Annotated in this window: 22 protein-coding genes, 1 pseudogene and 1 riboswitch; of the genes and pseudogenes, 13 read left to right on the top strand and 10 right to left on the bottom strand. The window is 68.9% G+C overall.

Annotation, left to right across the window (positions count from 1 at the left end; translation table 11 throughout):
* Nucleotides 1-56 precede the first annotated feature (56 nt).
* From AC5P9I_RS02855 to pdxH, 3 genes are read right to left on the bottom strand one after another with little or no spacing between them, the layout of a single operon-like run.
* The gene (locus tag AC5P9I_RS02855) at nucleotides 57-416 is read right to left on the bottom strand and encodes a YqfO family protein (RefSeq protein ID WP_049468786.1); all 360 of its coding nucleotides are present in this window, start codon (nucleotides 414-416) and stop codon (nucleotides 57-59) included.
* On the bottom strand, nucleotides 413-874 hold the full coding sequence (gene aac(6')-Iak / locus AC5P9I_RS02860; protein ID WP_049468785.1) for an aminoglycoside N-acetyltransferase AAC(6')-Iak: 462 nt from the start codon (nucleotides 872-874) through the stop codon (nucleotides 413-415). Before aac(6')-Iak ends, AC5P9I_RS02855 begins: the two co-directional genes overlap by 4 nt.
* Complete coding sequence (pdxH, locus tag AC5P9I_RS02865; protein WP_049468783.1) at nucleotides 871-1,470, bottom strand: pyridoxamine 5'-phosphate oxidase; 600 nt, start codon at nucleotides 1,468-1,470, stop codon at nucleotides 871-873. Before pdxH ends, aac(6')-Iak begins: the two co-directional genes overlap by 4 nt.
* A 40-nt stretch (nucleotides 1,471-1,510) precedes the next feature.
* Between pdxH and AC5P9I_RS02870 the strand changes: the two genes are divergently transcribed.
* Entirely contained in the window at nucleotides 1,511-2,338 is an 828-nt protein-coding gene (locus tag AC5P9I_RS02870) for a kinase (RefSeq protein ID WP_049468782.1), read from the top strand.
* 6 nt (nucleotides 2,339-2,344) lie between these two features.
* Here the strand turns inward: AC5P9I_RS02870 and AC5P9I_RS02875 are convergent, their stop codons facing one another.
* Nucleotides 2,345-2,548 carry a dodecin family protein gene (locus AC5P9I_RS02875; RefSeq protein ID WP_005410663.1) on the bottom strand — a complete coding sequence of 68 codons (204 nt, stop codon included), beginning with the start codon at nucleotides 2,546-2,548 and terminating at the stop codon, nucleotides 2,345-2,347.
* 98 nt (nucleotides 2,549-2,646) lie between these two features.
* Between AC5P9I_RS02875 and AC5P9I_RS02880 the strand changes: the two genes are divergently transcribed.
* The 5 genes from AC5P9I_RS02880 to mdtD all read left to right on the top strand — a co-directional run bounded on the left by AC5P9I_RS02880 (nucleotide 2,647) and on the right by mdtD (nucleotide 7,236).
* The gene (locus AC5P9I_RS02880; protein ID WP_049468779.1) at nucleotides 2,647-3,189 is read left to right on the top strand and encodes a shikimate kinase; all 543 of its coding nucleotides are present in this window, start codon (nucleotides 2,647-2,649) and stop codon (nucleotides 3,187-3,189) included.
* Complete coding sequence (gene aroB / locus AC5P9I_RS02885; protein WP_049468778.1) at nucleotides 3,186-4,298, top strand: 3-dehydroquinate synthase; 1,113 nt, start codon at nucleotides 3,186-3,188, stop codon at nucleotides 4,296-4,298. Before AC5P9I_RS02880 ends, aroB begins: the two co-directional genes overlap by 4 nt.
* An 87-nt stretch (nucleotides 4,299-4,385) precedes the next feature.
* Nucleotides 4,386-4,625, top strand: a complete 240-nt coding sequence (locus tag AC5P9I_RS02890) for a WGR domain-containing protein (protein WP_049468776.1) — start codon at nucleotides 4,386-4,388, stop codon at nucleotides 4,623-4,625.
* A gap of 26 nt (nucleotides 4,626-4,651) precedes the next feature.
* The gene (gene hemE, locus AC5P9I_RS02895) at nucleotides 4,652-5,734 is read left to right on the top strand and encodes a uroporphyrinogen decarboxylase (RefSeq protein WP_049468774.1); all 1,083 of its coding nucleotides are present in this window, start codon (nucleotides 4,652-4,654) and stop codon (nucleotides 5,732-5,734) included.
* Nucleotides 5,735-5,826: 92 nt separating this feature from the next.
* Complete coding sequence (gene mdtD / locus AC5P9I_RS02900; RefSeq protein WP_130767846.1) at nucleotides 5,827-7,236, top strand: multidrug transporter subunit MdtD; 1,410 nt, start codon at nucleotides 5,827-5,829, stop codon at nucleotides 7,234-7,236.
* A 639-nt stretch (nucleotides 7,237-7,875) separates the two neighbouring features.
* Here mdtD and AC5P9I_RS02905 read toward each other — a convergent pair.
* Both AC5P9I_RS02905 and AC5P9I_RS02910 read right to left on the bottom strand, forming a co-directional pair.
* Nucleotides 7,876-11,403 carry a hybrid sensor histidine kinase/response regulator gene (locus AC5P9I_RS02905; protein WP_057493478.1) on the bottom strand — a complete coding sequence of 1,176 codons (3,528 nt, stop codon included), beginning with the start codon at nucleotides 11,401-11,403 and terminating at the stop codon, nucleotides 7,876-7,878.
* A 96-nt stretch (nucleotides 11,404-11,499) separates the two neighbouring features.
* On the bottom strand, nucleotides 11,500-15,042 hold the full coding sequence (locus tag AC5P9I_RS02910; protein WP_049465678.1) for a sensor histidine kinase: 3,543 nt from the start codon (nucleotides 15,040-15,042) through the stop codon (nucleotides 11,500-11,502).
* A gap of 164 nt (nucleotides 15,043-15,206) precedes the next feature.
* Here AC5P9I_RS02910 and AC5P9I_RS02915 point away from each other — a divergent pair, with 164 nt between their 5' ends.
* Genes AC5P9I_RS02915 through AC5P9I_RS02925 form a run of 3 tightly spaced genes read left to right on the top strand, consistent with a single transcriptional unit; the run spans nucleotide 15,207 to nucleotide 16,996 of the window.
* Nucleotides 15,207-15,851 (top strand): YceI family protein, encoded by a 645-nt coding sequence (locus tag AC5P9I_RS02915; RefSeq protein WP_049465675.1) that lies wholly within the window; start codon nucleotides 15,207-15,209, stop codon nucleotides 15,849-15,851.
* On the top strand, nucleotides 15,848-16,420 hold the full coding sequence (locus AC5P9I_RS02920; protein WP_049465672.1) for a cytochrome b: 573 nt from the start codon (nucleotides 15,848-15,850) through the stop codon (nucleotides 16,418-16,420). The genes AC5P9I_RS02915 and AC5P9I_RS02920 overlap by 4 nt, the downstream gene beginning before the upstream one ends.
* 3 nt (nucleotides 16,421-16,423) lie before the next feature.
* Nucleotides 16,424-16,996: a YceI family protein gene (locus AC5P9I_RS02925; protein ID WP_021202032.1), complete on the top strand. Its 573-nt coding sequence runs from the start codon at nucleotides 16,424-16,426 to the stop codon at nucleotides 16,994-16,996.
* Nucleotides 16,997-17,137: 141 nt separating this feature from the next.
* Here the strand turns inward: AC5P9I_RS02925 and AC5P9I_RS02930 are convergent, their stop codons facing one another.
* Nucleotides 17,138-17,368, bottom strand: coding sequence for a glutaredoxin family protein (locus AC5P9I_RS02930; protein ID WP_049465668.1), 231 nt, complete (start codon nucleotides 17,366-17,368; stop codon nucleotides 17,138-17,140).
* A gap of 100 nt (nucleotides 17,369-17,468) precedes the next feature.
* Between AC5P9I_RS02930 and AC5P9I_RS02935 the strand changes: the two genes are divergently transcribed.
* Nucleotides 17,469-18,851 carry an L-serine ammonia-lyase gene (locus AC5P9I_RS02935; RefSeq protein ID WP_235644570.1) on the top strand — a complete coding sequence of 461 codons (1,383 nt, stop codon included), beginning with the start codon at nucleotides 17,469-17,471 and terminating at the stop codon, nucleotides 18,849-18,851.
* 204 nt (nucleotides 18,852-19,055) lie between these two features.
* A pseudogene (locus AC5P9I_RS02940) lies at nucleotides 19,056-20,051 on the top strand (alpha/beta fold hydrolase).
* Between the two features lie 55 nt (nucleotides 20,052-20,106).
* Here AC5P9I_RS02940 and AC5P9I_RS02945 read toward each other — a convergent pair.
* Genes AC5P9I_RS02945 through metX form a run of 3 tightly spaced genes read right to left on the bottom strand, consistent with a single transcriptional unit; the run spans nucleotide 20,107 to nucleotide 23,434 of the window.
* Nucleotides 20,107-21,174: a homoserine dehydrogenase family protein gene (locus tag AC5P9I_RS02945; protein ID WP_049465657.1), complete on the bottom strand. Its 1,068-nt coding sequence runs from the start codon at nucleotides 21,172-21,174 to the stop codon at nucleotides 20,107-20,109.
* Nucleotides 21,171-22,406 (bottom strand): O-succinylhomoserine (thiol)-lyase, encoded by a 1,236-nt coding sequence (locus AC5P9I_RS02950; RefSeq protein ID WP_049465652.1) that lies wholly within the window; start codon nucleotides 22,404-22,406, stop codon nucleotides 21,171-21,173. The genes AC5P9I_RS02945 and AC5P9I_RS02950 overlap by 4 nt, the downstream gene beginning before the upstream one ends.
* Nucleotides 22,403-23,434, bottom strand: a complete 1,032-nt coding sequence (metX, locus tag AC5P9I_RS02955; protein ID WP_130767844.1) for a homoserine O-succinyltransferase MetX — start codon at nucleotides 23,432-23,434, stop codon at nucleotides 22,403-22,405. Before metX ends, AC5P9I_RS02950 begins: the two co-directional genes overlap by 4 nt.
* A 77-nt stretch (nucleotides 23,435-23,511) precedes the next feature.
* Nucleotides 23,512-23,630, bottom strand: a riboswitch (SAM riboswitch).
* A gap of 148 nt (nucleotides 23,631-23,778) precedes the next feature.
* Here metX and AC5P9I_RS02960 point away from each other — a divergent pair.
* Together AC5P9I_RS02960 and AC5P9I_RS02965 are read left to right on the top strand one after the other, a co-directional pair.
* On the top strand, nucleotides 23,779-24,663 hold the full coding sequence (locus AC5P9I_RS02960; protein WP_049465646.1) for a M23 family metallopeptidase: 885 nt from the start codon (nucleotides 23,779-23,781) through the stop codon (nucleotides 24,661-24,663).
* A gap of 66 nt (nucleotides 24,664-24,729) precedes the next feature.
* Nucleotides 24,730-26,334, top strand: a complete 1,605-nt coding sequence (locus AC5P9I_RS02965) for a peptide chain release factor 3 (RefSeq protein ID WP_049428108.1) — start codon at nucleotides 24,730-24,732, stop codon at nucleotides 26,332-26,334.
* Nucleotides 26,335-26,444 lie beyond the last annotated feature (110 nt).

A 26,444-nucleotide genomic window follows, 5' to 3' on the forward strand; every position in this document is an offset into this window, starting at 1 on the left:
AGCCGAGCCCATGCTCGGCTGATGTTCGCGCGAAAGCAGCCGGGCATGGCCCGGCTCTACAACCGCCGCCCGTCAGCGAGCAGCAGCTCGATGTCCTCCACCTGCACCACCGGTACCTGCCACGGATGATGCGGCACGATGCCCTGCTCGAAGATGCGCTGCAGCCGCTGCGGATCGCGCGGCAGGCAGAATTCCAGGCGCACGCTGTCGACCACTTCGGTGCGACCCGCTTCACCCTGCACGGGCGACGCCCCCATGCGTGGGCGGAACTGCTCGAATCCCGGCGCCGACCACCACATGCCATGCTCGTAGTCGCCGGCCGCGAGCGCATCCACCGCGAGGATGCCTCGCTTCACTGCGTCCAGCGCGGCCGATGGAACAAACACCACCACGCGATACAGCGCCACGCGATTCACGCCGATGGCTCCAGTGGCATGCGGAAATAGACCACCCGTTCGGTCTCTTCGAAGCCGCAGGCCCGATGCGCGGCGTGAGCCTGCACGTCTTCCACGCGACTGTCCGAAGCCAGTTCGCGGCAGCCCGCGTCGCGCGTCCATGCCCGCACCGCCGCCAGCAGGGCGCGGCCCACGCCGCAGCCTTGCCACTGCGGCTGCACGTACCAGCCCTCCAGGAAGCCCACCGGCGAGGAATCGGTGCCGTTCACGTAGTCATGGCGCAGGCGCACTTCGGCGAAGCCGATCGCCTGGCCACCCGCTGCACACGCCAGGAAAACCGCACCTGCGTCCTCGGCCAGCGCCGCCACCAGCGTCTCCAGCGGATCATCGGCATCGGGCCACAGGCCCAGACGCAGCTGCGCCCACGCGACCGCATCGGCCGCCGTGGCCGGGCGGATCGTGGCCGCGCTGCCGGTCACGGATACAGCAGGCGCTTGCTCCAGCGCCCTTCCGCACCGGCTTCATAGCACCAGCGCTCGTGCAGGCGGAACTGCGCGCCGTACCAGAACTCGATGCGGTCGGGCACCACGCGCAGGCCGCTCCAGCCTTCCGGGCGCGGCACGTCCTTGCCTTCGAAGCGCGCTTCGACCTCGGCCACGCGCGCGTCGAACTCCTCGCGGGTTGCCAGCGTCTTCGACTGCTGCGAGGCCCAGGCGCCGATCTGGCTCATGCGCGGGCGGCTGGCGAAATAGGCGTCGGCCTCGGCGTCGGCGACCTGCTCGACACGACCCTCGATGCGCACCTGGATGCCGGCCTCGCGCAGGCTGCGCCACAGGAACAGCAGCGCGGCCTGCGGATTGGACCGCAGCTCACGGCCCTTGTGGCTGTCCAGGTGCGTGTAGAAGACGAAGCCGCGCTCGTCGAAGGCCTTCAGCAGCACGGTGCGCGCCGACGGGCGCCCCTGCGCATCTGCAGTCGCCACGGTCATCGCGTTGGGCTCGACCTCGCGGCTCTGTTTGGCCTCCTCGAACAGGCGGGCAAACGTGGACAGGGCTTCGGCGTACAGGTCGCTCATGATGGCGTTGTTCTCACACGGTTTGGGCTATTGTGGCTGCATGGCCGCTGCTGCGTATATGCCCCAGGTGAAAGGATTCCCCGAAACATTGGCCGAACAGGCGCTGGACGATGCACTGTCCAGCGGTGCAGCGGTTCCAGTATTGGCGATCAGCGGCCTGCAGGGGAGCGGCAAATCGACGCTGGCCGCACAGGTGGTCGCACGCGCCCGGGCCCGCGGCCTGTGCGCGGCCAGCCTGTCGATCGACGATGTCTACCTGACCCGTGCGCAGCGCCAGCGCCTGGCGCGCCAGGTGCATCCGCTGCTGATGACCCGCGGCCCGCCCGGTACCCATGACCTGACGCTGGCGCACAGCGTGCTGGACGCCGTTGCAGCGCGCCGCCCCCTGGCGATGCCGCGCTTTGACAAGCTGGCCGATGAACGCTTGGCCGAGGCGCAATGGCCGCACCTGGACACGCCACTGGACCTGCTGGTGTTCGAGGGATGGTTCCTCGGTACGCCCGCGCAGGATGACGCTGCACTGGATGCCCCGTTGAACGCGCTGGAACGCGAAGCCGACAGCGACGGCCGCTGGCGCCGCTGGTGCAACCAGGCGCTGGCCCGCGACTACCCCGCGCTGTGGCAGCGCTGCGACCGCCTGTGGTTCCTGCAACCGCCGGATTTCGCGGTGGTACCGCGCTGGCGCTGGCAGCAGGAGCAGAACCTGCAGGCCGCGCAGCCGGGCCGGCACGGCATGAGCCGGCCGCAGCTGGAGCGTTTCGTGCAGTACTACGAGCGGGTCAGCCGACAGGCACTGCGCACGCTTCCCACGCTTGCCGACCACGTCGTGGTCCTGGACGGCCAGCGGCAGGTGCAGGCCGTGCGCTGAGCGCGGCTATTCCACCAGGAAGGTCACCCGCAGGTTGACCCGCCATTCGGTGATCTCGCCGCTGCCGTTGGTGACCACCTTGGTCTCGTTCACCCAGGCGCCCTGGATGCCCTTGACCGTCTCGGAAACCTTCTTCAGTCCGCTGCGCACCGCGTCCTCCACGCTCTTCGGCGAGGAGGCGGTGATCTCGATGACCTTGGCGACCGTCATGACCTGTGCTCCGGTTGGCGCGGGAACCCCCGCAGGAATGCCCACCCTGACGTGAAGAACGTAAAGGCCAGGGCACGGAGGTGTTAGCATCAGAGGGCATGAATCCTGCTCCGAACCTGATCCTGATCGGCCCGATGGGCGCCGGCAAAACCTGCATCGGCCGCCGCCTGGCCGAGCGCTTCACGCTGGACTTCGTCGATGTCGACCAGGCCATCGTCGAGGCTGCCGGCGCCGGCATCCCGACCATTTTCGAGCATGCCGGCGAAGCCGGTTTCCGCCACCATGAACGCCAGGCCCTGGCCCGCGTGCTGGAAGGCCGCGGCCAGCTGGTCTCCACCGGCGGTGGCGCGGTGCTGGATCCGGACAACCGTGCACTGATCGCCCAGCGTGGCTTCGTGGTCTACCTGCGGGTCAGCGTGGCCGCGCAGCTGGAACGCCTGGCCCGCGACAAGGGCCGGCCGCTGCTGCAGCGCCCGGACCGCGAGCAGGTGCTGCACGATCTGGCCGCGCACCGCGACCCGCTGTACCGCGAACTGGCCGACCTCACCCTCGATACCGACCCGTACACCGCTGCCGACGCGACCGCCCAGCTGGTGGTCAAGCTGGCCACGCAATGGCAGCGCCAGGACCTGAACGCATGACTTCTCCCGCCCTGCTGCAGGTCGCCGTTGGCGGCGACCGGCCCTACTCCATCACCATCGGCGCAGGCGCGCTGGCCGACGGCGCCGCGCTGGCCGCGCATGTGCGCGGCCGCCATGTGCTGCTGCTCAGCGACAGCGAAGTGGCCCCGCGTTATCTGGCGCCGGTGAAGCAGGCGCTGCTGGCCGCGCGCCCCGACCTGATCGTCGGCGAGCATGTCCTCGCCGCGGGCGAAGCGTCCAAGACCCTGGCCGAATTCGGCCGCGCGATCGAAGCGCTGGCTGCGCTCGGCGCCACCCGCGATGCCTGCGTGTTCGCGCTCGGCGGCGGCGTGGTCGGTGATCTCGCCGGGTTTGCCGCGGCCTGCTGGATGCGCGGCGTCGACTGCGTGCAGCTGCCGACCACCTTGTTGGCGATGGTCGATTCGTCGGTAGGCGGCAAGACCGCGGTCGACATTCCGGCCGGCAAGAACCTGGTCGGTGCGTTCCATCCGCCGCGCGCGGTCATCGCCGATACCCGCGTGCTGGCCACCCTGCCGCCGCGCGAGCTGCGTGCGGGCCTGGCCGAAGTGGTCAAGTACGGCGCGCTGGGTGATGCCGTGTTCTTCGAATGGCTGCAGCAGCATGCCGATGCGCTGCTGGCCGGCGAGGATGCTTCGCTGGCCGAAGCCATCGCGCGCAGCTGCCGGCACAAGGCCGCCATCGTCGAGCGCGATCCGTTCGAGAAGGGCGAACGTGCCCTGCTCAACCTCGGCCACACTTTCGGCCATGCCATCGAAACCGAGCAGGGCTACTCCGCGCCCGGCCGCGATGCGCTGAACCATGGCGAGGCGGTGGCGGTGGGCATGGTGCTGGCGGCGAAGCTGTCCACCGACCTGGGCCTGGCCGACGATACCGACCGCGTGCGCCTGCAGGCGTTGCTGGAACGCCTGGGCCTGCCCGTGGCGATCCCGGCCGGGCTCGACCCGCAGGCCCTGCTCGGCCGCATGCGCCTGGACAAGAAGAACGTGGCCGGCCGCCTGCGCCTGGTGCTGTGGCGCGGCATGGGGCGTGCCGAAGTGGTGCCGGACGTGGATGAGGCGGCGGTGCTGAAGGTGCTGTCGGCCCGGTAGAGCCGGGATGCGCGGGGGGATTGCCGGCCAGCGGCCGGCACGACCGCGTTGCGGCCGGGGTCACCCTGGCCCCGCTACAATCGGCCCATGCACGTCTACCTGCAACATCCCGACGCCGGTGCGCAGGCACCACGCTTCCTGCGCCTGAGCCTGCAGCCGGACCTGTTCGGCGGCTGGGAGCTGCTGCGCGAGAGCGGTCGCGTCGGCAGCCGCTCGCAGTTGCGGCGCGAGCTGTTCCTGCACGCTGACGAAGCCCGCCACGCCTTCGAGAAGGCCCGCGATGCCGAACTGCATCGCGGTTTCCAGATTCTCTCGCACGGCGACTGACGCCGCTGCCAACTTTCGCCCAAGGAATGCCCATCGTGACCAGCCCTCTCCGCAACGATCGCCTGCTGCGCGCCCTCCGCCGCGAACCGGTGGACTGCACCCCAGTCTGGCTGATGCGCCAGGCCGGCCGCTATCTGCCGGAGTACCGCGCGACCCGGGCCAAGGCCGGCAGCTTCCTGGCCATGGCCAAGACCCCGGAGATTGCCTGCGAAGTCACCCTGCAGCCGCTGCGCCGCTTCCCGCTGGATGCGGCCATCCTGTTCTCGGACATCCTCACCATTCCCGATGCGATGGGCCTGGAGCTGTACTTCGTCGAAGGCGAAGGCCCGAAGTTCCGGCACCCGGTGCGTGACGAAGCCGCCATCGCCCGGCTGGCGGTGCCGGACATGGAACAGGACCTGGGCTACGTGATGGATGCGGTGCGCCTGATCCGCCGCGAACTGGACGGCCAGGTGCCGCTGATCGGCTTCTCCGGCAGCCCGTGGACACTGGCCTGCTACATGGTGGAAGGCGGTGGCAGCAAGGACTTTGCGCGCATCAAGGCCATGGCACTGAACCACCCGCAGGCCCTGCACCGCCTGCTGGAGGTCACCACCGACGCCGTGATCGCCTATCTCGGCGCGCAGCGCGCGGCCGGTGCACAGGCGCTGCAGGTGTTCGACACCTGGGGTGGCGTACTGTCGCCGTCGATGTACCGCGAGTTCTCGCTGCGCTACCTGCAGCGCATCGCCGAGGAGCTGGAGCGCGGCGAAGGCAGCGAGCGCACGCCGCTGATCCTGTTCGGCAAAGGCACCGGCCTGCACCTGGAAGCGCTGTCGCACACCGGTGCCGATGCGCTGGGCCTGGACTGGACGCTGGACCTGGACGAGGCACTGCGGCGCACTGGTGGCCGCGTCGCCCTGCAGGGCAACCTCGACCCGACCACGCTGTACGCCTCGCCGGATGCGATCGCCGCGGCCGCCGCACGCGTGCTCGACACCTATGCCGCTGGCAACGGCGGCTCGCGCGAGGGCCATGTGTTCAACCTTGGCCACGGCATGTCGCCGGACATGGACCCGGCACACGTCCAGGTGCTGGTCGACGCGGTGCACGCGCACAGCCAGCGCTGAGCATTCCGCAGGCCATCACGGCGCGACCTTGATCGCGCCGTGACCCGCGTTGCGCGATCATGGCGGCCCCCACGCTGCACCGGCCGCACGCCATGCCTACATCGTCATCGACCTACAACCGCCACCGCCCCCTGCTGTGGCTGGTGTCCCTGGCGATCTTCATGCAGATGCTGGACTCGACCATCGTCAACACGGCGCTGCCGGCGATGGCGGCCAGCCTGGGCGAGAGCCCGCTGCAGATGCAGTCGGTGGTGTTCAGCTACGCGCTGGCGGTGGCCACCTTCATTCCCGCCTCCGGCTGGATCGCCGACCGCTACGGCACCCGCCGCACGTTCCTGGTGGCGATCATCCTGTTCACGCTCGGCTCGCTTGCGTGCGCGCTGGCCCAGCACCTGCACCAGCTGGTCGGGGCGCGCGTGCTGCAGGGCATCGGCGGCGCGATGCTGCTTCCCGTGGGCCGCCTGGCAGTGATGCGTTCGGTGCCACGCGAGGATTTCCTGCGCGCGATGAGCTTCATCGCCATCCCCGCGCTGGTTGGCCCGCTGATCGGCCCCACGCTGGGCGGCTGGCTGGTCGAGATCGCCTCATGGCACTGGGTGTTCCTGATCAACCTGCCGATCGGCGTGATCGGTTTCATCGCCGCGATGAAGATCATGCCCGACCACTACGCCAGCCATCGCACCCGCTTCGACCTGCGTGGCTACATCATGCTGGCCTTCGCGATGGTGGTGCTGTCGCTGGCGCTGGACGGCATCTCCGGCCTGGGTACGCCACATGCGCTGGTGATGCTGATGACCGTGGCCGGCCTGGCTGCGCTGGTGGGCTACTGGCTGCACGCCGCCAACTCCACCGCGCCGCTGTTTTCGCTGGCTTTGTTCCGTGTGCCCAGCTACCGCATCGGCATCCTGGGCAACCTGTTCTCGCGCATCGGCAGCAGTGCCATGCCGATGCTGATCCCGTTGCTGCTGCAGGTCGGCCTCGGCCTGGGCCCGATGAACGCCGGCCTGATGATGGTGCCGGTGGCGGCGGCCGGCATGGTGTCGAAGAAGCTGGCGGTGAAGCTGGTCGAGCGCTATGGCTACCGCCGCGTGCTGATGGTCAACACCGTGCTGGTGGGCCTGGCGATGGCCAGCTTCGTCCTGATGACACCGGGCCAGCACCTGGCCTGGCGCCTGCTGCAACTGGCCTTCTTCGGTGCGGTCAATTCGCTGCAGTTCACCGTGATGAACACCGTGACCCTGCGCGATCTGGACCGCGAATTCGCCAGCTCCGGCAACAGCCTGCTGTCGATGGTGATGATGCTGGCCGCCGGTTTCGGTGCCGCAGCCGCCGGCAGCCTGCTGGCCGCGTTCGGCAATCACCTGGACAGCAACAGCGCCACCGCAGCACTGCACGCGACATTCCTGTGCGTCGGCGCGATCACCCTGACCTCGACGATGATCTTCTGGCAGCTGCCCGACACCAAGCCCGAACCGCGGCAGGTCGAGCACGTCGCGGAGTGAAGGGGTTCGGCAGGGCCTGCGGCCCTGCACCCGCGGTAGTGCCGGCCGCTGGCCGGCAACAACAACAGCGAGCATTCCGTGGGTTGGCGGGGCGGTGTGGGCTTGCAGCACACGCCGTAAACCCCGCTCCGCGGTCCGGCCCAGCCGCTGGCGGCTGGGCGTTCGGGTGCTCGCGAAGCAGTGCTTCGCAAGCAAAGCGCCCTCACCCCTGGGGGCTCGATGGCGCCATCCATGGCGCCAACGGTCCTGCAAGCCCACACCGCCCCACCTCTGACAGGTTCACGCGGCTGTGGGTAACAGCGACTGTTGGAACGCGCGGTTGTTGGTAGGTGTCGACCTTGGTCGACACATCTGTCAGATCTCGAATTCCAGATTGGGGTCAGAGCCCGTTGCGCAGCAACGGGATCCGACCCCGTGCTCCGACAGATCGCGGAAAACTGTCGAAGGCGGGGTGGGTCCGGTTGCGGGAGTGTCCGCGGCATGGATGCCGCGGCCAAGCCCCCATGGATGGGTTTACGGCGTCTCCCGCAACCGGATCCACCCCGCCATCCCACAGGAAGCCAGCTTTTGCTTCTGCTGTTGCTGTTGCTGTTCCTCCGGCTTGCAGCAGGTGCAGGGCCGCAGGCCCTGCCGAACTCCCTACCTGCCCATCACCCTGGCAATCGCGTCCACCAGCAGCTCGCCGGTCACCGGCTTGCGCAGGAAGCCACCGATGCCGACCGCTTCCACCTGCTGCTGCAGGTCCGGGTCGGTCCGTGCGGTCACCGCCAGCAACGGCAGCATGTAGCCCTGGTTGCGCAGGTGCTGGGCCAGCTCGAAACCGCTCAGGCCCGGCAGGTCCAGGTCCAGCAGGCCGACGTCGAAATCGCCCGCACTGATCTCGCGCAGCGCCGCCAGCGCATGGCCGGCGTGCACCACCTCGTGGCCACGCGCGCTCAGCAGTCCGCGCACCACATCGGCTACGGTGGCATCGTCTTCGACCAGCAGCACCCGCAGTGGCGGCACGTTGGCCGCCTCGTCGCGATGCCCGTCGGCAGCGCCCTCGGCATCACTGTCCACCACCAGCGGCAATGGCAGGGTCACACCGAAACAGGTGCCCCGGCCCAGCTGGCTCTCCACCTGGATGCGCCCCTGCATCGCGTGCGCCAGCTCGCGGCAGATGGCCAGGCCGAGGCCGCTGCCGCCGTACTGCGCGGCGGTACGTGCACCGTCGGCCTGCTCGAAGCGGCGGAACAGGCGCTGCTGCTGTTCCTGGCTGATGCCGGGGCCGGTGTCACGCACTTCGAAGTGCAGTGCGCGCAGTTCGCCATCGCAGCGCGCGTGCAGGGTGATGGTGCCACGGCTGGTGAACTTCACCGCGTTCGACAGCAGGTTGAGCAGGATCTGCCGCACGCGCATGGCATCGCCGGTGGCCTGCAGCCCCGGCGGCAGCTGGTTGTCGAGGGTGAAGCGCAGGCCCTTCTGCGCGGCCAGCGGGCCCATCAGGGCCGCCAGGTCGTGCAGCAGGCCGTTCAACGCAAAGGTCTTCGACTGCAGCTCCAGGCGACCGGACTCGATCCGCGCCAGGTCCAGCGCATCGTTGACCAGGTGCAGCAGGTGCTCGCCGGCATGCCGGATCGACTGTGTGTAGCCGCGCTGCTGCGGGTCCAGTGGCGACGCCAGCAACAGCTCGCTCATGCCCAGCACACCGGTCATCGGCGTACGGATCTCATGGCCCAGATTGGCCAGGAAACGGGTCTTGGCCGCTGAAGCCTGCTCGGCCAGTTCCTGCTTGTGCAGCGCCAGCTGGTAGGCGTGGCGCCGCTGCAGGCGGCGACGGTACAACCAAGCGAACCAGCTGGTCAGCAGCAGCCCGACCGACGCCAGCACCAGCAGGCCGGACAGGCTGCGCCACCATGGCGGCTGTACGCGGAATTCCAGGCTCTGCACCCGCGACCACACGTGGTCGGCCGACCGGGCCTGCACTTCCAGCCGGTAGCTGCCCGGCGCCAGGCGCGAGAACAGGCGCTCGCCGGCCGGGCCGACTTCGACCCAATCGGGGTCGTAGCCGGCCAGGCGGTAGCGGTAGGTATTTGACGCCGAGTCGGCGAAGGACAGCAGCCGCGCGACGATGCGCAGGTCGCGGTCGCCGTCGGCGATCTGCAACGGCGCATCGTGGGTCATGTCCAGCACCTGCTCGTTGCGGCGCACCTCCACCCGCTCGATCACCAGCGGGGCGCGACGCACCGAGGGCCGCACCTGCTCCGGGTCGAACACCACCGCACCTGCCGCCGTTCCGGCCACCAGATGGCCGTCGCCCGCCGCGATCAAGGTGTGGTCGCGGAATTCCTGGCTCGGCAGGCCGTCGTGCACGCCATACAGGCGCACGCTCTGCCCATCCGCACTGACACGCACCAAGCCGCGTGCGCTGGTCGCCCACGCCACGCCCTGTGCATCGACCACCAGGCCGGTCGCGGAGATTGCCGGATAGCCCTGCTCGGCCCCCACCACCGCCTGTCGTTCCAGGCGCCCCTGGCTCCAGCGGTAACGCGACAGTCGGCCATCCTCGGACAGCCAGACCTGGCCATCCCGGCCCACGTGCAGCGCGTGGATGGCGGTTGCCGGCGCGCCCGGCACCGGCTGGAAGCGTTCGCTTTCCGGCAGCCACTGCAACAGGCCGCGACTGCTGGCCAGCCAGATGTGGTCCTGCGGTCCGCATTCCACGTCGAGGTTGAGCTGGCCCTGCTGCAGCCCACGCTGGCCATTGTCCAGCTGGCGCCGCAGGTGTCCGTCAAGGTCGCGCTGCTGCAGGCCGGCGGGCAGCATCAGCCAGAGGCTGTCGCCGTCACAGGTCATCATCGATTCGATGACCCCTTCCATCGCCGCATCAGCACCGGCATCACGGCCCCAGCGACGCAGCTCGCGCCGCTGCGGGTCATAGCGCACCAATGCGTCGTTCGATCCAATCCACACCTGCCCGCGCCGGTCCTCCCTCACCGAGGTCAGCCAGTGCATGCCGTTGACCCAGGTGCGGTGCTGCTCGATCCGGCCCGTCTTCGGATCGAAGCGATCCAGCGCACCGTGGCTGCCCACCGTCCAGACGCCGCCGTTGCTGGACGGGCTGGTGCCCAGCACCAGTGCATTGCGCAGCGAGGTGGGGTCGTCCTCCAGGCGCGACAGCACCGAGAACTGCCACCAGCGCGGCAACAGGTGCCACAGGCCGGCGTTGGTGCTGGCCAGCCAGATGCCGCCTTCCCGATCCTCATAGGCACCGGTCCAGTTCGGCCGTACCGGGCCGCGTGCGATGACGCTGTACAGCGGCACGGTCTGGTACTGGCCATCCACCGCACGTCCCAACCCGGTGCGCGTGTCCAGCCAGTGCCCGCCCTGCTCGTCGCGCAGCATCATGCCCAGCACCTGCTCGCCCGGTGGCAGCTTCCACGGCGGTGCCTCGAAGCGGCCGTCCGGGCGGCGCACGGTGGCCCCGGCCATCGTGCTGATCCACAGGCTGCCGTCCGGCTCGGTGGTCAGGCCGTTGATCAGCAGGCTGGGAATGATGTCCGTGCCGACGCGCTCGAAGTCGGTCCCGGTCCAGCGCGCCACGCCATGCTTGGTGCCGATCCACAGGCTGCCATCAGGCAGCGTGGCCAGATAGGGCACCGACGACGACGGCAGGCTGCGCGGATTGTTCGGCTCGGGCAGGAAGCGCTGCAGGCGGTCCTGGCTGTCCAGGCGGTACAGGCCGCCCTCGTGGGTGCCGAACCAGATCGAGCCGTCGGGCGTGCTGGCCAGGCTCCAGACCGTGTTGGTGCCCATCAGCGGCTGGCTGCTGCGGTCGTAGAAGTGCAGCTGCCTGCGGTCGGCCGACATGCGTACCAGGCCTGCGTTCTCGGTGCCTATCCACAACTGGTTGCGGGCATCGACCAGCACCGTCCAGATGCGGTTGTCACGCAGCCCGTCCTCGGAACGCCACACCCGGTAGGTACGCCCGTCGTAGCGGGCCAGGCCATCGTTGGTGGCGATCCACAGGTAGCCGTAGCGATCCTCGGCCATGCGGTTGACGGTATTGGACGGCAGGCCGTCGAACACCGTCACCTGCCGTGGGCTGGGCGGCACCGGCTGTGCCGCAACGGGCAACGCGCAGCACAGCAGGACCAGCAGCAGCATCGCCGCCCGCAGATACACCACCGATTGCCTCCTCACGCTGGTCCTGATGATTCCCGCGCCGCGGGCGTCGGCATGGTAAACCGAAAGTCGCACCGTTCACGCCCGGCGCCGGCGCGGTCACGCAGTCGCCTGTCGCTTCGCACGCGCCTGGGCGATGGCCGCCACCAGCAGGTCGCCGGTCACCGGCTTGCGTAGGAAGCCATCGAAGCCAGCCGCCAGCACCTGGGTTTCGGCATAGGCATCGGAACGGGCGGTCACCGCCACAAGGGGCAGGTCATAGCCCATCGTGCGCAGCTGGCGGGCGATGGCCGTACCATCCAGCGCGGGCAGATCGAGATCGAGCAGGCCCACGTCGAAGCCGTCGGTGGCGATCTCCGACAACGCGCCCAGGCCGTGCAGCACGTGCACCACCGTGTGCCCGCGCACGCGCAACAGGCCGGCGATGACCTCGGCCACCGTGGCATCGTCCTCCACCAGCAGGATGCGCAACGGTGGCAGTACCGGCAGCACTGCCGCCTCGCCCGCCGGGCTGACAGCCTGCCGCGTCCAGGGCAATGGCAGGCGAACGCGGAAGCGCGCGCCCCTGCCGGGCTGGCTGACCACATCGATACGCCCGCCCATCGCCACCGCCAGCTCCTGGCAGATCGCCAGCCCCAACCCGCTGCCCCCGTAGCGCGAGGCAGTGCGCGGGCCGTCAGCCTGCTCGAAGCGATGGAACAGGCGCTGCTGCTGCTCGGCATTGATGCCCGGGCCGCTGTCATGCACTTCAAAGCACAGCCCGCCCTTTTCTTCCAGGCGGACGGCCAGGCCGACGTGGCCACGTTCGGTGAACTTGATGGCGTTGCCGAGCAGGTTCAGCAGGATCTGGCGCACCCGCATCTCGTCGCCACTGACCGTGATCGGCCCGGGCGGGTCCTCGCCGCGCCGGAATTCCAACTGGCGCTGCTGCGCCATCGGCTGCATCAGGCCCTGCACCTGGTCGAGCAGTTCGCCGAGGTCAAACGGGCGCAGGTCCAGTTCCAGCCGCCCGGCTTCGATGCGGGCCAGGTCCAGCGCATCATTGACCAGCCGCAGCAGGTGGCTGCCGGCCTGCTGGATCGAGCCGGCATAGCTGCGCTGTACCGGGTCCAGCGGGGTGGCCAGCAGCAGTTCGCTCATGCCCAGCACGCCGGTCATCGGCGTGCGCACTTCATGGCCCAGCGTGGCCAGGAAACGGCTCTTGGCCTGCGAGGCCTGTTCGGCCAGCTGCTGCTTGTGCACCGTCAACTGCCACTGCTGGCGACGCCGCAGCCGCGCCCGGATCGACCAGACCAGGATCACCAGCAGCAACGACCCCAGCAGGATGTAGCCGAAGATCGCCATGCCGCTTCGCCACCACGGCGGCAGCACCTTCACCTGCAATTGCTGCGAAGGCGTCCACGCGCCCCGGGCAGTCGCGGCCTGTACCTCGATGAGGTAGCTGCCGGTCGGCAGCCGCGACAGGGTGCGCTGGCCATCACCGCCCTGCTCCACCCAGTCCTGGTCGTAGCCCTGCACGCGGAACCGGTAGCGGTTGCCCTGCGGGCTGGCGTAGGACAGCAGCCGCGCATCGATCTGCAGGTCGCGGTCATCCGGCCCCAGCAGCAGGGTGCCGGTGAGCGGCAACGGCTGCCAGCCGCGGGCGTCGTCGCGGCGCACCCGCACTTCGGCGATCACCAGCGATGACGCCGGCAGCACGGTGTCGTCGGCGTTCACATCGAAGGCAACCAAACCGGTCTGGGTCACCGCCAGCACGCGACCATCGGCGTTCACCGCCGGTGGCCGGCCCGTGAACTCCGCGTCGGACAGGCCGTCGCGCTCGTTGAACTGCTGCAGGCGCCGCGTCTTCGGATCCCAGCGCAGCAGGCCGCGCGGCGTGGTCGCCCACAACTGGCCGTTGGCGGCCAGGGCCAGCCCCCCCATGGTCAGCGGTGGCACGCCGGCGCCGCCGTCGATGCGCTGGATCAGGCGCAGGCTCATGCCGTCCCACTGGTAGCGCTCGAAAGCACCTTGGCGCGCCAGCCACAACTGCTGCGGATCGATCCACACCAGGTCGTAGATCGGCCCCCGCGATACGCCCGGCACCGCCTCGAAGCGTCCGGCCTGCTCACGCCAGATGCCCATGTCACCCATCACCCACGGCCGGCCGTGGGCGTCGAAGCGGATCTGCTCGATCGGCGCATCGGCGGTACCGCGGAAATACTCCAGCGGATAGCGGTGCAGCAGCCGGCCCTCTGCACTTCGCTGCTGCAGTTCCAGGCCCATCACCGACACCCACACCGTACCGTCAGGGGCCTCGCGCATCAGATCGATGCGCTGGCGCAGGTCGGCACTGCCGTCGATCCGCAGGTCACGCAATGCACCGGAGGCCGGATCGTAGAGGGTGATGCGGCCGCCGCGCCCGAGCCACAGGCGACCGTCCGGGCGCGGCAGCACCGACCACACCACGCCGTTGCCCAGCTGCCGATCGGTGGCCAGCAGGCGCAGCGTGCCCTGCGCATCCAGCTGGTAGACCCCGCGCGCCGAGCCGACGTAGTAGTTCTTCCCGTCGCTGGCCGCACTCAACAGGTACTGGCTGTCCAACGGCTTGCCGTCGAGCTGGTTCCAGATCGAGAAGCGCCGCCAGTCCGGTGGCAGATAGGCCAGGCCCTGGGTCAGCAGGGCCACCCACAACCCACCCTCGTGATCCTGCAGCAGATCCAGCACACCGCTGTGCGCGGTCAGGAAGCCACTGCCGCGGTCGCCCTCCAGCCGGCGCAGCGCGGCCGCGTCGCCCCGCAACAGGCCATCGGAGGTGCCGGCCCAGTAGCCCCCCTGGCGATCGGCCAGCACCAGCGCCGAGCGCAGCTGGGCACTGTCGGCCCATCGCGGGCGACTGACCCGATCCTGCGCATCGATACGGTACAGCCCGTCGTTCTGGCTGCCGACCCAGATCGAACCGTCCGCATCACGGCTCAACCGCAGCACGCTCAGCGTTCCCAGCTGCGACGCGGCCACCGGCTCGAATCCGCTGCCATTCCATCGCGCCACACCGGCTTCGGTGCCCACCCACAGGCGCCCCTGCGCATCGACCAGGCTGGTGAAAATGCTGTTGCTGGGCAGCCCATCCGGGTGCGCTGGATCATGGGTGTAGAGGCGCACGCTGCCGTCTTCGCCCAGGCGGCAGACGCCGTGGTTGTTGGTGCCGATCCACAATGCGTCGTCGACATAGGCCAGTGCCCAGAACTGCCCCTGGCAGGTGGCATTGACCTTGTCGAAGGTCCGGAAGCGCTCGCGGTCGGCATCCAGGCGGGCCACGCCCTTGCCGTTGATGCCCACCCAGACGCGGTCCAGCGGATCGATCAGCAGGGTCTCGATTTCGTTTCCCGGCAGCGCGCCTGGCTGCTCCGGGTCGTGCTCCCAGACCCGCAGGCTGTTGCCGTCGTAGCGGGCGAGCCCGCCATCGGTGGCGGCCCAGATGTGGCCCTGCCGGTCCTCGGCCAACGCCACCACCATGCGCGACGGCAAGCCTTCGGCGGCACCGAAGCGGCGCAGGCGCGGTGTTTCTGCGATATCCAGGGTCGCAGCCGCCGTGGCCAACGCCATCAGCAGCAGTCCCATACCCGCGATGCCACGGCACCACCGGCGCCAGCCGCTCGTCATCCTGAACCCCCTGTCCTGGCCCGATTGTCACACAGGGCCGGGTTCATGGCTGCAACAGCCTGTTTCCAGCGATGGCGCCACCACGAACTGTTGCAGCCATGTACGCAACGTTGTCGGGGGGCTGTGCGTATGATCGCAGCGTCCCCTTCCGGAGCCCGCCATCGATGCGTCCCTGCCTGGCCCTGCTGCCGATGCTGCTCGCCACCGCTCCTGCCTGGGCGGCGGCTGATACCTACCGCCTCGATCCGGTGCATACGCGGGTGCTGTTCTCCATCGACCACGCCGGCTACTCGCAGGCCATGGGCACGGTGTCCGGCAGCCAGGGCCGAGTGCTGTTCGATCCCGACAACTGGCGCGATGCGACCGTGGAAGTGGACATTCCGGTGTCGCGACTGGACCTTGGTGACGCCAAGTGGAACCAGGCCACGCTGGCGCGCAGCCTGCTCGACGGCGAGCGCCATCCCACGGCACGCTTCGTCTCCCATCGGGTGGAACCGATCGACGCCCGACACGCGCGCGTGATCGGCACGCTGACCCTGCGCGGGGTCAGCCAGGAGGTCATTCTGGAAGTGACCTTCAACGCGCTCAAGCGCTATCCGCTCCCGCCGTTCCGGCGCACCGCCGGGTTTTCCGCCAGCACCACGCTGAGCCGGCGCGCGTTCGGCATCACCGCCTGGCCGGGCGTCATCGGTGATGCGGTGCAGGTGCGGATCGAGGCCGAAGCCACCCTCGACCGCAACGACGCCCCGGGAACTCCGGCTCCTGTTTCCCACTCCGACCACACGACGGCCCCCAAGGACCCTTCATGACCGCCAAGAACACCCCCGCCGCGTGGGGAAGTGTCAGCCAGATCCTGCATTGGTTGATCGCACTGCTGATCCTCGCCCTCGGCGTGGTCGGCCTGACCATGGGCGAACTGCCCAAGACGCCCAAGTACTTCTGGGTGTACACCGCGCACAAGTCGATCGGCATCACGGTCCTGGCCCTGGTGCTGTTCCGTCTCGGCTGGCGCCTGTATGCCGGTGCGCCGAAGCCGGTGCCGGGCGTGCCCAGCTGGCAGGAGCGCATCGCCAGCGCCACCCACGTGCTGCTGTACGTGCTGATGTTCGCCATTCCGCTGTCGGGCTGGTTGTACGATTCGGCCAGTGGCCTGCGCCCGTTCCGCTGGTTCGGCCTGGTTGACGTGCCCAAGCTGAGCGCGCCGGATCCGCAGGTCGTCGCGGTGTCCCATGCCCTGCACGAATATGGCTTCTGGCTGCTGATCGCGGTGGTGCTGGCACATGCCGGCGCTGCCTTCTACCACCACCTGTTCCAGCGCGATGCAACACTGTCCCGCATGTTGCCACGCGGTTGGCTCGCCTCCCCTCAGAAGGACTGACCGATGAACCTGAAACTGACCACCCCGGCCGCTGTGGCCGCCGCCCTGGCCGGCATGCTGGCCACTGCCCCGGCGCTCGCCGCCGACTATGCGCAGGCCCCGGGTGCCGGCTCGATCCTGGTGTTTGCCACCAAGTACGACGGTGAAGTGTTCACCGGCAGCTTCCCCGGCTTCGCCACCAAGCTCAGCTTCGACCCGGCCAATCCGGCCGCCGGTTCGCTGGACGTGGTGATTCCGCTGGCCGGGGCCAAGAGCGGCAACAGTGACCGTGATTCGACCCTGCAGGGCGCCGACTTCTTCAATGTCGGCAAGTTCGCCACGGCGCGCTACACCGCCAAGGGTTTCCGCGCGGTGGGCAACGACCAGTTCGCCGCCGATGGCACGCTGGAACTGCGCGGCGTCAGCAAGCCGGTCACGCTGACCTTCACCTGGAAGCCAGGCACCCAGCCGGTGTTGACCGGCAAGGCCACGGTCAAGCGACTGGACTTCGGCGTCGGCGGCGGTGACTGGGCCGACACCAAGACCATCCCGGATGAAACCGCGATCAGCACGATCGTGAAGTTCGACGCGAAGTAAATCGCGTCTGGACCGGGCATTGCTACGCATCGGGTAGTGCCGGCCGCTGGCCGGCATCAACGGGCATCGCAACGCATGGGGTAGTGCCGGCCGCTGGCCGGCGTCACCGGGAACAGAGGGGTTGCCGGCCAGCGGCCGGCACTACCGGTCGGCGGCCAGCCACGCCTGCACCGCGGCCGCGTCGAACGGCCAATCCAGCTCGCGGTCGCCGCGCTCGTCACGCAGTACCGGCACCCGCGCGCCGTAGCGGGCCTCCAGCGCCGGCTGGTCATCCAGGAACACCGATTCGAACTCCGGCGCCCGCGCCCTGGCCAGCTCGGCCAGGGCCATATCGCACAGGTGGCAATCGTCACGCTGGATAAGGATCAACACCGGCCGGGCTCCCGTGGCGGAAATGCTGCGCCGCAGCCATGGAACTGCGGCGTGAACCGCTAGAATAGCGGTCTCTTCCGGTACCCGCAGTACGGCAACCATGGCTGTCAGCACGTTCGACGTTTTCAAGATCGGCATTGGCCCGAGTTCCTCGCACACCGTCGGGCCGATGAAGGCCGCCGAGCGATTCATCCATCGCTGGCTGCTCGACCCGGGCCGCCTGCACGAGGTCGCGCGCATCCGCGCCGATGTCTACGGCTCGCTGGCGCTGACCGGCCGCGGCCACGGCACCGACAAGGCGATCCTGCTCGGCCTGGAAGGCCAGCGGCCGAACCTGATCGACCCGGACATCATTCCGGCCACGCTGGAGCGCATCCGCAGCAGCAAGCGCATCCAGCTGATGGGCCAGCACGAGATCGCCTTCGACGAGAAGCGCGACCTCGGCATGAACAAGCGCCAGAAGCTGCCCTACCACACCAACGGCATGCGCTTCACCGCGTACAACGCCGACGACGAAGTGATCGCCACCCGCGATTACTACTCCGTCGGGGGGGGCTTCGTGGTCAACCAGGACGATGCGGCCGATGACCGCATCGTGCCCGATGAGACCCCGCTGCCCTACCCGTTCAAGAGTGGCGACGAACTGCTGGCGCAGACCGCGCGCAGCGGCCGGAGCATCGCCCAGCTGATGTTCGAGAACGAGAAGTGCTGGCGCAGCGAAGACGAGATCCGTGCCAATCTGCGCGAGATCTGGAGCGCGATGCAGTCCTGCGTGGCGCGCGGCATCCGCGAGGAAGGCGTGCTGCCCGGTGGCCTGAAGGTCGGCCGTCGTGCACCGGCGCTGTACCGCGAGCTGTCGTCGAAGCCGGAAGCGGCGATGCGCGACCCGCTGACCACGCTGGACTGGGTCAACCTGTATGCGCTGGCGGTGAATGAAGAGAACGCGGCCGGCGGCCGAGTAGTGACCGCGCCGACCAATGGCGCCGCCGGCGTGCTGCCGGCGGTGCTGCATTACTTCGATCGTTTCTGCCCCGGCGCCAATGAGCAGCGCGTGTTCGACTTCCTGCTGACCTCGGCGGCGATCGGCATCCTGTACAAGGAAAACGCTTCGATCTCCGGGGCCGAAGTGGGCTGCCAGGGCGAAGTGGGCGTGGCCTGCTCGATGGCCGCCGGCGGCCTGGTCGCGGCCCTGGGTGGCAACCCGAGCCAGATCGAGAACGCCGCGGAGATCGGCATGGAACACAATCTCGGCCTGACCTGCGATCCGATCGGTGGCCTGGTGCAGATCCCCTGCATCGAGCGCAACGCGATGGGTGCGGTGAAGGCGATCAACGCCTCGCGCATGGCGATGCGCGGTGATGGCAAGCACAAGGTATCGCTGGACAAGGTCATCAAGACCATGCGCGATACCGGCCGCGACATGCAGGACAAATACAAGGAAACCAGCCGCGGTGGCCTGGCGGTGAACGTCATCGAGTGTTGAGGGCGGCCGGCTTCGGCGCGATGGCGACGGGCCACAGGTAGAGTCGACTGTTAGTCGACTATCGCGCGCAGCGCGGGATTTTCACGGCCTGAGGGAAGAGCAGTCGACCAACAGTCGACGCTACCCCGCCCACCCTGGCCCGCACGGGCGACATCGTCACCGCGTTGCGGTTAGGCTCCGGGTTCCCCCGCCCCGGATTGCCCCATGCGCGTGATCGCCGCCGCCCTGCTTGCCTGCCTTCCGCTGCCTGCCCTGGCCGCGCCCACCTACGGGCCGCGGCTGGAGGGCTTCGACTATGGCTATCCGGTAAATACCTTCGCGCTGGAATCGCAGCGCCAGCCACTGGAGATGGCCTACCTCGACATCGCGCCGAAGAAGGCACCGATCGGCGTGGTGGTGCTGCTGCACGGCAAGAATTTCTGCGCGGCCACCTGGAAGGAATCGATCAAGCCGCTGGTCGCCGCCGGCTACCGGGTGATCGCCCCGGACCAGGTGGGCTTCTGCAAATCCAGCAAGCCCGAGCGCTACTAGTATTCGTTCGCGCAACTGGCCGCCAACACCCATGCCCTGCTGCAGCAGTTGCAGCTGGGCGAGGTACCGGTGCATCTGGTGGGCCACTCGATGGGCGGCATGCTGGCGGTACGCTACGCGCTGATGTTCCCGCAGGACCTGCGCAGCCTGTCGCTGGTCAACCCGATCGGGCTGGAGGACTGGAAGGCGCTGGGCGTTCCGTGGCGCAGCGTGGACGCGTGGTACGCCGGCGAAATGAACATCAGCTATGACAGCATCCGCCGCTACCAGCTGGAGGTGTACTACGACGGCAAGTGGAAGCCGGCCTACGAACCGTGGGCGCGGATGCAGTCGGGCATGTACGAAGGGCCGGGCAAGCAGGCTGTTGCATGGAGCCAGGCGCTGGCCTCGGACATGGTGTTCAACCAACCGGTGGTTTACGAGCTGAAGCACCTGCAGGTGCCGACCACGCTGTTCATCGGCCAGAAGGACCGCACCGCGATCGGGCGCGACCTGGCGCCGCCGGCGGTGAAGGCGACGCTGGGCAACTATCCGGCGCTCGGCAAGGCGGCGGCCGCGGCAATTCCCGGGGCGACCCTGGTCGAGTTCGCCGAACTGGGCCATTCGCCGCAGGTGCAGGACCCCAAGCAGTTCAACACCGCGTTGCTGAAGTCCTTGAAGTCACGCTGACCGGTTGTGCTCCTGTAGAGCCGAGGATCGGCTCGGCTCTACAGGCACCCTGCGATCAACCCACGATCCGCAGCACGTCATCCAGCAGCGCGGCAGCGGTGACTTCCGCACCGGCACCCGGTCCCTGGATCAACAGCGGCTGGCGCTGATAGCGATCACTGTGGATGGCCACGCGGTTGTCGGTGCCTGCGCCCTGCGCCAACGGGTGATCGGACGGCAGTTCGCGCAGGCCGACCTGTGCACCCTGGCCGTCAACACGGCCCACGAAACGCAGCACGCGGCCGTTGTCCCGTGCCTGTTGCCAACGCGCCTGCAGCGGTGCATCCAGCTGCTCCAGTGCAGCCACTGCATCCTCCAGCGGCAGCGCTGCCAGCGCGTCCGGGACCAGTGAATCCACCTGCACCTGCGCGGCATCCAGGGCCAGCCCGCTGCTGCGTGCCAGGATCAGCAGCTTGCGGCGCACGTCCTCGCCGGACAGGTCCAGGCGCGGATCGGGTTCGGTGTAGCCGGCCGCCAGCGCCTCGCGCACCGCCGCCGAGAACGGCGACTGCCCGTCGTAGCGGTGGAACAGCCACGCCAGCGAACCGGACAGCACGCCCTCGATGGCATGGATGTGGTCGCCACCGGCGACCAGCGCGCGCAGGCTGCTCAACAATGGCAGGCCGGCACCGACGGTAGCGCTGTCGCCATAACGCGCACCACTGTCGGCGCAGCTCTCGGCGATGGCCGTGGCGCGTGCCAGCTGCGCGCCGCGGCCGAGCTTGTTGGCGGTGACCACATGCACGCCCCGCGCCAGCCACTGCACGTGGCGCGCGGCCACCTCTTCGCTGGCGGTGGCATCGACCACCACATCGCCCCGCTCCAGGCCTTCGGCGCTGGCCCAAGGCGGCGAACTGAGGCCGTCGCGCGGTGCGCGGCGCGCCAGCTCCAGCGGCAACGCCAGATCGCGGTCGATCGCCAGTGCGGTGCGCGAGTTGGCCAGCCACTGCACGCTGGGCAGTTCCAGCCCGCGTGCCTGCAACGCCTGGTAACGCTGGACGAAGGCCGACCCGACCGTGCCGGTGCCGAGCAGCGCCAGCCGCCCTGTGCCCAGCGCGGGAATTTCAGCGGCGAGCGCGTTCATGCGTCCACCACCTGTTTGCGGCGTGCGGCCGCGTCGATCACCGCTTCGGCGCGCTGCAGCGCGGCGCCGAGATCGGCCAGCAGGTCACGCTCAGCCTCGATGCCGATCGACAGGCGCAGCAGTCCTTCACTGATGCCAGCCGCCGCACGCGCTTCGGCGCTCATCGCCGCATGGGTCATGGTCGCCGGATGGGCAATCAGGCTTTCGACGCCGCCCAGTGATTCGGCCAGGGTGAAGCAGCGCAGGCCATCGACGAACGCGCGCACCGCCGCATGCGGATCGTCACCGGCGCAGTGCGCCAGTTCGAACGACAGCATCGCGCCGAAACCGCTTTGCTGGCGCGCCGCGATGGCGTGGCCCGGATGATCGGCCAGGCCCGGGTAGTACACCCTGCCGACGGCCGGATGCTGGTCCAGCAGGGCAACGACCGATGCGGTGTTCTCCTGGTGCACGCGCAGGCGCGCGTCCAGCGTGCGCAGGCCGCGCAGGGTCAGGAAGGCATCGAACGGCGAACCGGTCAGGCCCAGCGCATTGCCCCACCACACCAGCTGTTCGTGCAGCGCCGGATCGCGCGCGACCACGGCGCCGCCGACCACGTCACTGTGACCATTGATGTACTTGGTGGTCGAATGCAGCACCAGGTCCGCACCGAACGACAGCGGCTGCTGCAGGGCCGGCGACAGGAAGGTGTTGTCGACCACGACGAGGGCACCGGCCTTGTGCGCGGCGTCGATGACGAAGCGCAGGTCGGTGATGCGCAGCAGCGGGTTGGACGGGGTTTCCACCAGCACCAGCTTCGGCTGGGTCGCCAGTGCCTGGGCGAGCGCACGCGGGTCGGTCAGGTCGGCAGTGACCAGTTCGAAGTGTCCCTTCCGGGCCAGCGCATTGAACAGGCGCCAGCTGCCACCGTATGCATCGTGCGGCACCACCAGCGTATCGCCCGGCTGCAGCAGCGCGTTCAGCACCAGGTTGATTGCTCCCATGCCGGTGGCGGTGATGACGCCACCGGCGCCACCCTCCAGTTCCGCAAGCGCCTCACCCAGCAGGTCGCGGGTCGGGTTGCCACTGCGCGTGTAGTCGTACTGGCGCTTGTTGCCGAAGCCTTCGAAGCTGAAGTTCGACGACAGCACGATCGGCGGCGTGACCGCGCCATGCGCGGTGTCCCGATCGATGCCGGCACGGACGGCGGCAGTGGTGCGACTACAGGACGGCTCGTTTGCGTGCAGGCTCATGCGGACTCTCCAGAAGTGCGGAAGGCGGTGGCGAGGATCGCGTCGATGCGATCGGTTTCTTTGAGGAAGGCGTCATGGCCGTAAGGCGAGCGCAGCACGCGCAGGCTGCCGCGCGGGCCCAGCCCTTCGACCAGACCGACCAGGTCGGCCAGCGACACCAGGCGGTCACCCTCCACGGCCACCACCACGGTCGGCGGCAGGATCGCGGTGGGGTCGACACGATGCAGGTCGATCGATTCGGACAGGCGCAGGTAGGCGGTCACCGGCGTGCGCGCGACGTACTGCGCACCGGCCGCGTCGAGGTAGTCTTCGGCGGCCACGCGCACGCGGCCGTTGATCACTTCCGGCGCGGCGTCGAAGCGCTCGCCGAATTCTTCCGGCGTGCGGTAGCTGAGCATGGCGAACTGCCGCGCCAGGGCCAGGCCGTGGTCTTCGCCGCACTGCAGCTGGCCCAGCGCGACCGCACGGCGCTGCAGCGCGCGCCAGGCGGCGGCATAGGGATGCGGGCGATGCGCGCCGCTGGCCAGCACCAGCTGGCGCACGCGGGCCCGGTGCCGGATCGCGAACTGCTGGCCGACCAGCGCACCATACGAATAGCCCACGAACGCCTTCAGCGCACGGATGCCGAGGTGGTCCAGCAGCAGCGCCAGCGCATCGGCCTGGTCGGCGGTATCGATCGGCACATCCAGCGCACCGTCGGCACCGATGAAGTCGAAGGCCAGCACGCGCAGTTGCTGCGGATCCAGCGCGCGCCCGCTGCCCACCAGGTCTTCGGCCCAGCCCTTCTCGCCGAACTGTGCATTGGACGCCACGTGGCGGTGCGCGGAGATGCCACCGGCCAGCACCACCACCGGTGCATCGGCCGGGCCGACCCACTCATAGCGCAGGCGCACCGGGCTGGGGCCGGCGTGGCGCATCGACAGCACCGCGGCGAACTCGCCGCGCTCGGCATGCACGCGGTCTTCGACCGGCACGCTGACGGGGACAAAGGACTCGGAGCGAATGGCGGTACTGGCGGCGAAGCTCATGGCGGGATCCGGTTGGGGAATCGGCCATCGAGCCTTCGCGGGGCCCGCGTTCGAGATGCACGTGGGGTGCATGGTTCGAACCATCTTTCGGTGGACGCCACGGTCCCCGCAGGATTTGGCACCTACGCAGACGCTTGCGCGCCTGCGGGCTGCCCCGGCTTCAAAGGGCCTGTCCCTCTGCCGGTCTCGATGGTGGAGCCACGATGCCAGCCCTTTCCGGCACTGTCAATCCCTTCATGCGGATAAAGCGATGAATATTTTCAGGTCCACACTGCGCAGTCCGTTCCGGTCGCCCCGTTCAGGATCGGGTACAGTCCCGGCGGTCCATTCCGCTGGAAACGCCGATGTCGCGCTTGCCCCTGTCCTGCCTGCTGTTGACCCTGCTGGCGAGCGCGAGCGTGCACGCCGACGATTGGCGCCAGGGCTGGGGACTGGTTCCCCCGCCTGGCCAGGCGACGCCCGCAGGCGGGTCCGCGGGCGCCGCCACCATGGCCCAGCTGCGCCTGCAGCCGGTCGGCGGGCAATGGCAGGCACGCATCGACAACGCCCTGGCCGGCCCGCTGCAGATCGAACTGCGCGCGGCCCCCGGTCACCCGGTCGACGGCCTGCCGGTGCAGTCACTGATCCAGGGCGACAGCAGCCTGGTGGTCGGCCACCTGCCCGCCCCGATCGATGGGCGCACGCTGGACCTGCGCCTGCAGTCGGTGCCGGGCAACCCGGCCGCGCAGGCCGAGGATGTTGCCTATCGCCTGCCCTTCGACGCAGCCCCCCTGCGCGTGGACCAGGCGCCGCAGGGACGGTTCAGCCATGGCGACGAGGAGAACCACGATGCGGTCGACTTCGCACTGCCGGAGGGCACCCTGGTGCTGGCCGCGCGCGAGGGCACGGTGATGCAGATCCAGGATGGCTTCCGTGGCAACGGCCAGGACCGCGAGCGCGATGGCGCCCGCGCCAACTTCATCCGCGTGCTGCACAGTGACGGCAGCATGGCCCTGTACGGCCATCTGCAGGCCGGCGGCATGCGCGTGCGTCGCGGCCAGGCCGTGGGGGCCGGGCAGCCGATCGGCCTGTCCGGCAACAGCGGCTACAGCAGCGCGCCGCACCTGCACTTCGTGGTGCAGGTCAACCGCGGCATGGGCCTGCGCTCGGTGCCGGTGCGCATCTTCGCCGAACAGGGCCAACTGCAGTTCGCCCGCCACGGCGAAGCCGACGGCGGGACCGGGCGCTGACCGGCCCCGGCCGGTATAATCGGGCGCTTATCTCTTTGAAAAGCGCCCCGGGCGGGCGCCACTGCCATGTCCGAAGTCGCCAACGAAGCGTCGCGTCGCCGCACCTTCGCCATCATTTCCCACCCTGACGCCGGCAAGACCACGCTGACCGAAAAGCTGCTGCTGTTCGGAGGCGCGATCCAGATGGCCGGTTCGGTGAAGGGCCGCAAGGCCGCCCGCCATGCCACCTCCGACTGGATGGCACTGGAAAAGGAGCGCGGCATCTCCGTGACCTCCTCGGTGATGCAGTTCCCGTACGAGGGCAAGATCGTCAACCTGCTCGACACCCCCGGCCACGCCGACTTCGGCGAGGACACCTACCGCGTGCTGACCGCGGTGGACTCGGCGCTGATGGTGATCGACGTGGCCAAGGGCGTGGAAGAGCGCACCATCAAGCTGATGGAAGTCTGCCGCCTGCGCGACACCCCGATCATGACCTTCATCAACAAGCTCGACCGCGAGGGCAAGGACCCGATCGAGCTGCTGGATGAGGTGGAAACCGTGCTCGGCATCCAGTGCGCGCCGGTGACCTGGCCGATCGGCATGGGCCAGCGCCTGAAGGGCGTGGTCCATCTGCTGACCGGTGAAGTGCACCTGTACGAGCCCGGCCGCAACTTCACCCGCCAGGACTCGACCATCTTCCCGTCCATCGATGCCCCCGGCCTGGCCGAGAAGATCGGTGCACAGATGCTGGCCGACCTGCGCGACGAGCTGGAACTGGTGCAGGGCGCCAGCCACCCGTTCGACCTGGACGCCTACCGCGCCGGCAAGCAGACCCCGGTGTTCTTCGGCTCCGGCGTGAACAACTTCGGCGTGCAGCCGCTGCTGGACTTCTTCGTCGAGCATGCACCGTCGCCGCAGGCGCGTTCGACCACCGGCCGCGAGATCGCCCCGGAAGAGAACAAGCTGACCGGCTTCGTGTTCAAGATCCAGGCCAACATGGACCCGCAGCACCGTGACCGCGTGGCCTTCATGCGCGTCTGCTCCGGCCGTTTCAGCGCCGGCATGAAGACCTTCCACGTGCGCACCGGCAAGGAAATGAAGCTGGCCAACGCGCTGACCTTCATGGCCAGCGACCGCGAGATCGCGGCCGAGGCCTGGCCGGGCGATGTGATCGGCATCCACAACCACGGCACCATCTCCATCGGCGATACCTTCACCGAAGGCGAAGCGGTGACCTTCACCGGCATCCCCAACTTCGCGCCGGAACTGTTCCGCCGCGCCCGCCTGCGCGATCCGCTCAAGCTCAAGCAGCTGCAGAAGGGCCTGGCGCAGCTGTCCGAGGAAGGCGCGACCCAGTTCTTCCGCCCGCTCACCAGCAACGACCTGATCCTGGGTGCGGTCGGCGTGCTGCAGTTCGACGTGGCCGCGTACCGACTGAAGGACGAGTACGGCGTGGAAGCCACCTTCGAGCCGGTCAGCGTGACCACCGCGCGCTGGGTCCACTGCAGCAACGAGAAGAAGCTGGAAGAGTTCCGCGAGAAGAACGCGCTGAACCTGGCCTTGGATGCCGCTGGGCACCTGGTCTACCTGGCGCCGACCCGGGTCAACCTGCAGCTGGCGCAGGAGCGCTCGCCGGATGTCCGCTTCTCGGCCACGCGCGAAGCCGCCCATACCGTGTCGGCGGGCTGAACAACGGGGTCAGGTCCCTTTCCGCAAGGAAAGGGCGCTCCCCCTACCGGCGCAGGCCGGTAGTTCATTGACCATACGGGGACGGGCGTGCACATCCCGCCCATCGCGGC

The sequence above is a fragment of the Stenotrophomonas sp. YJH_SMC_29 genome, assembly GCF_059371235.1.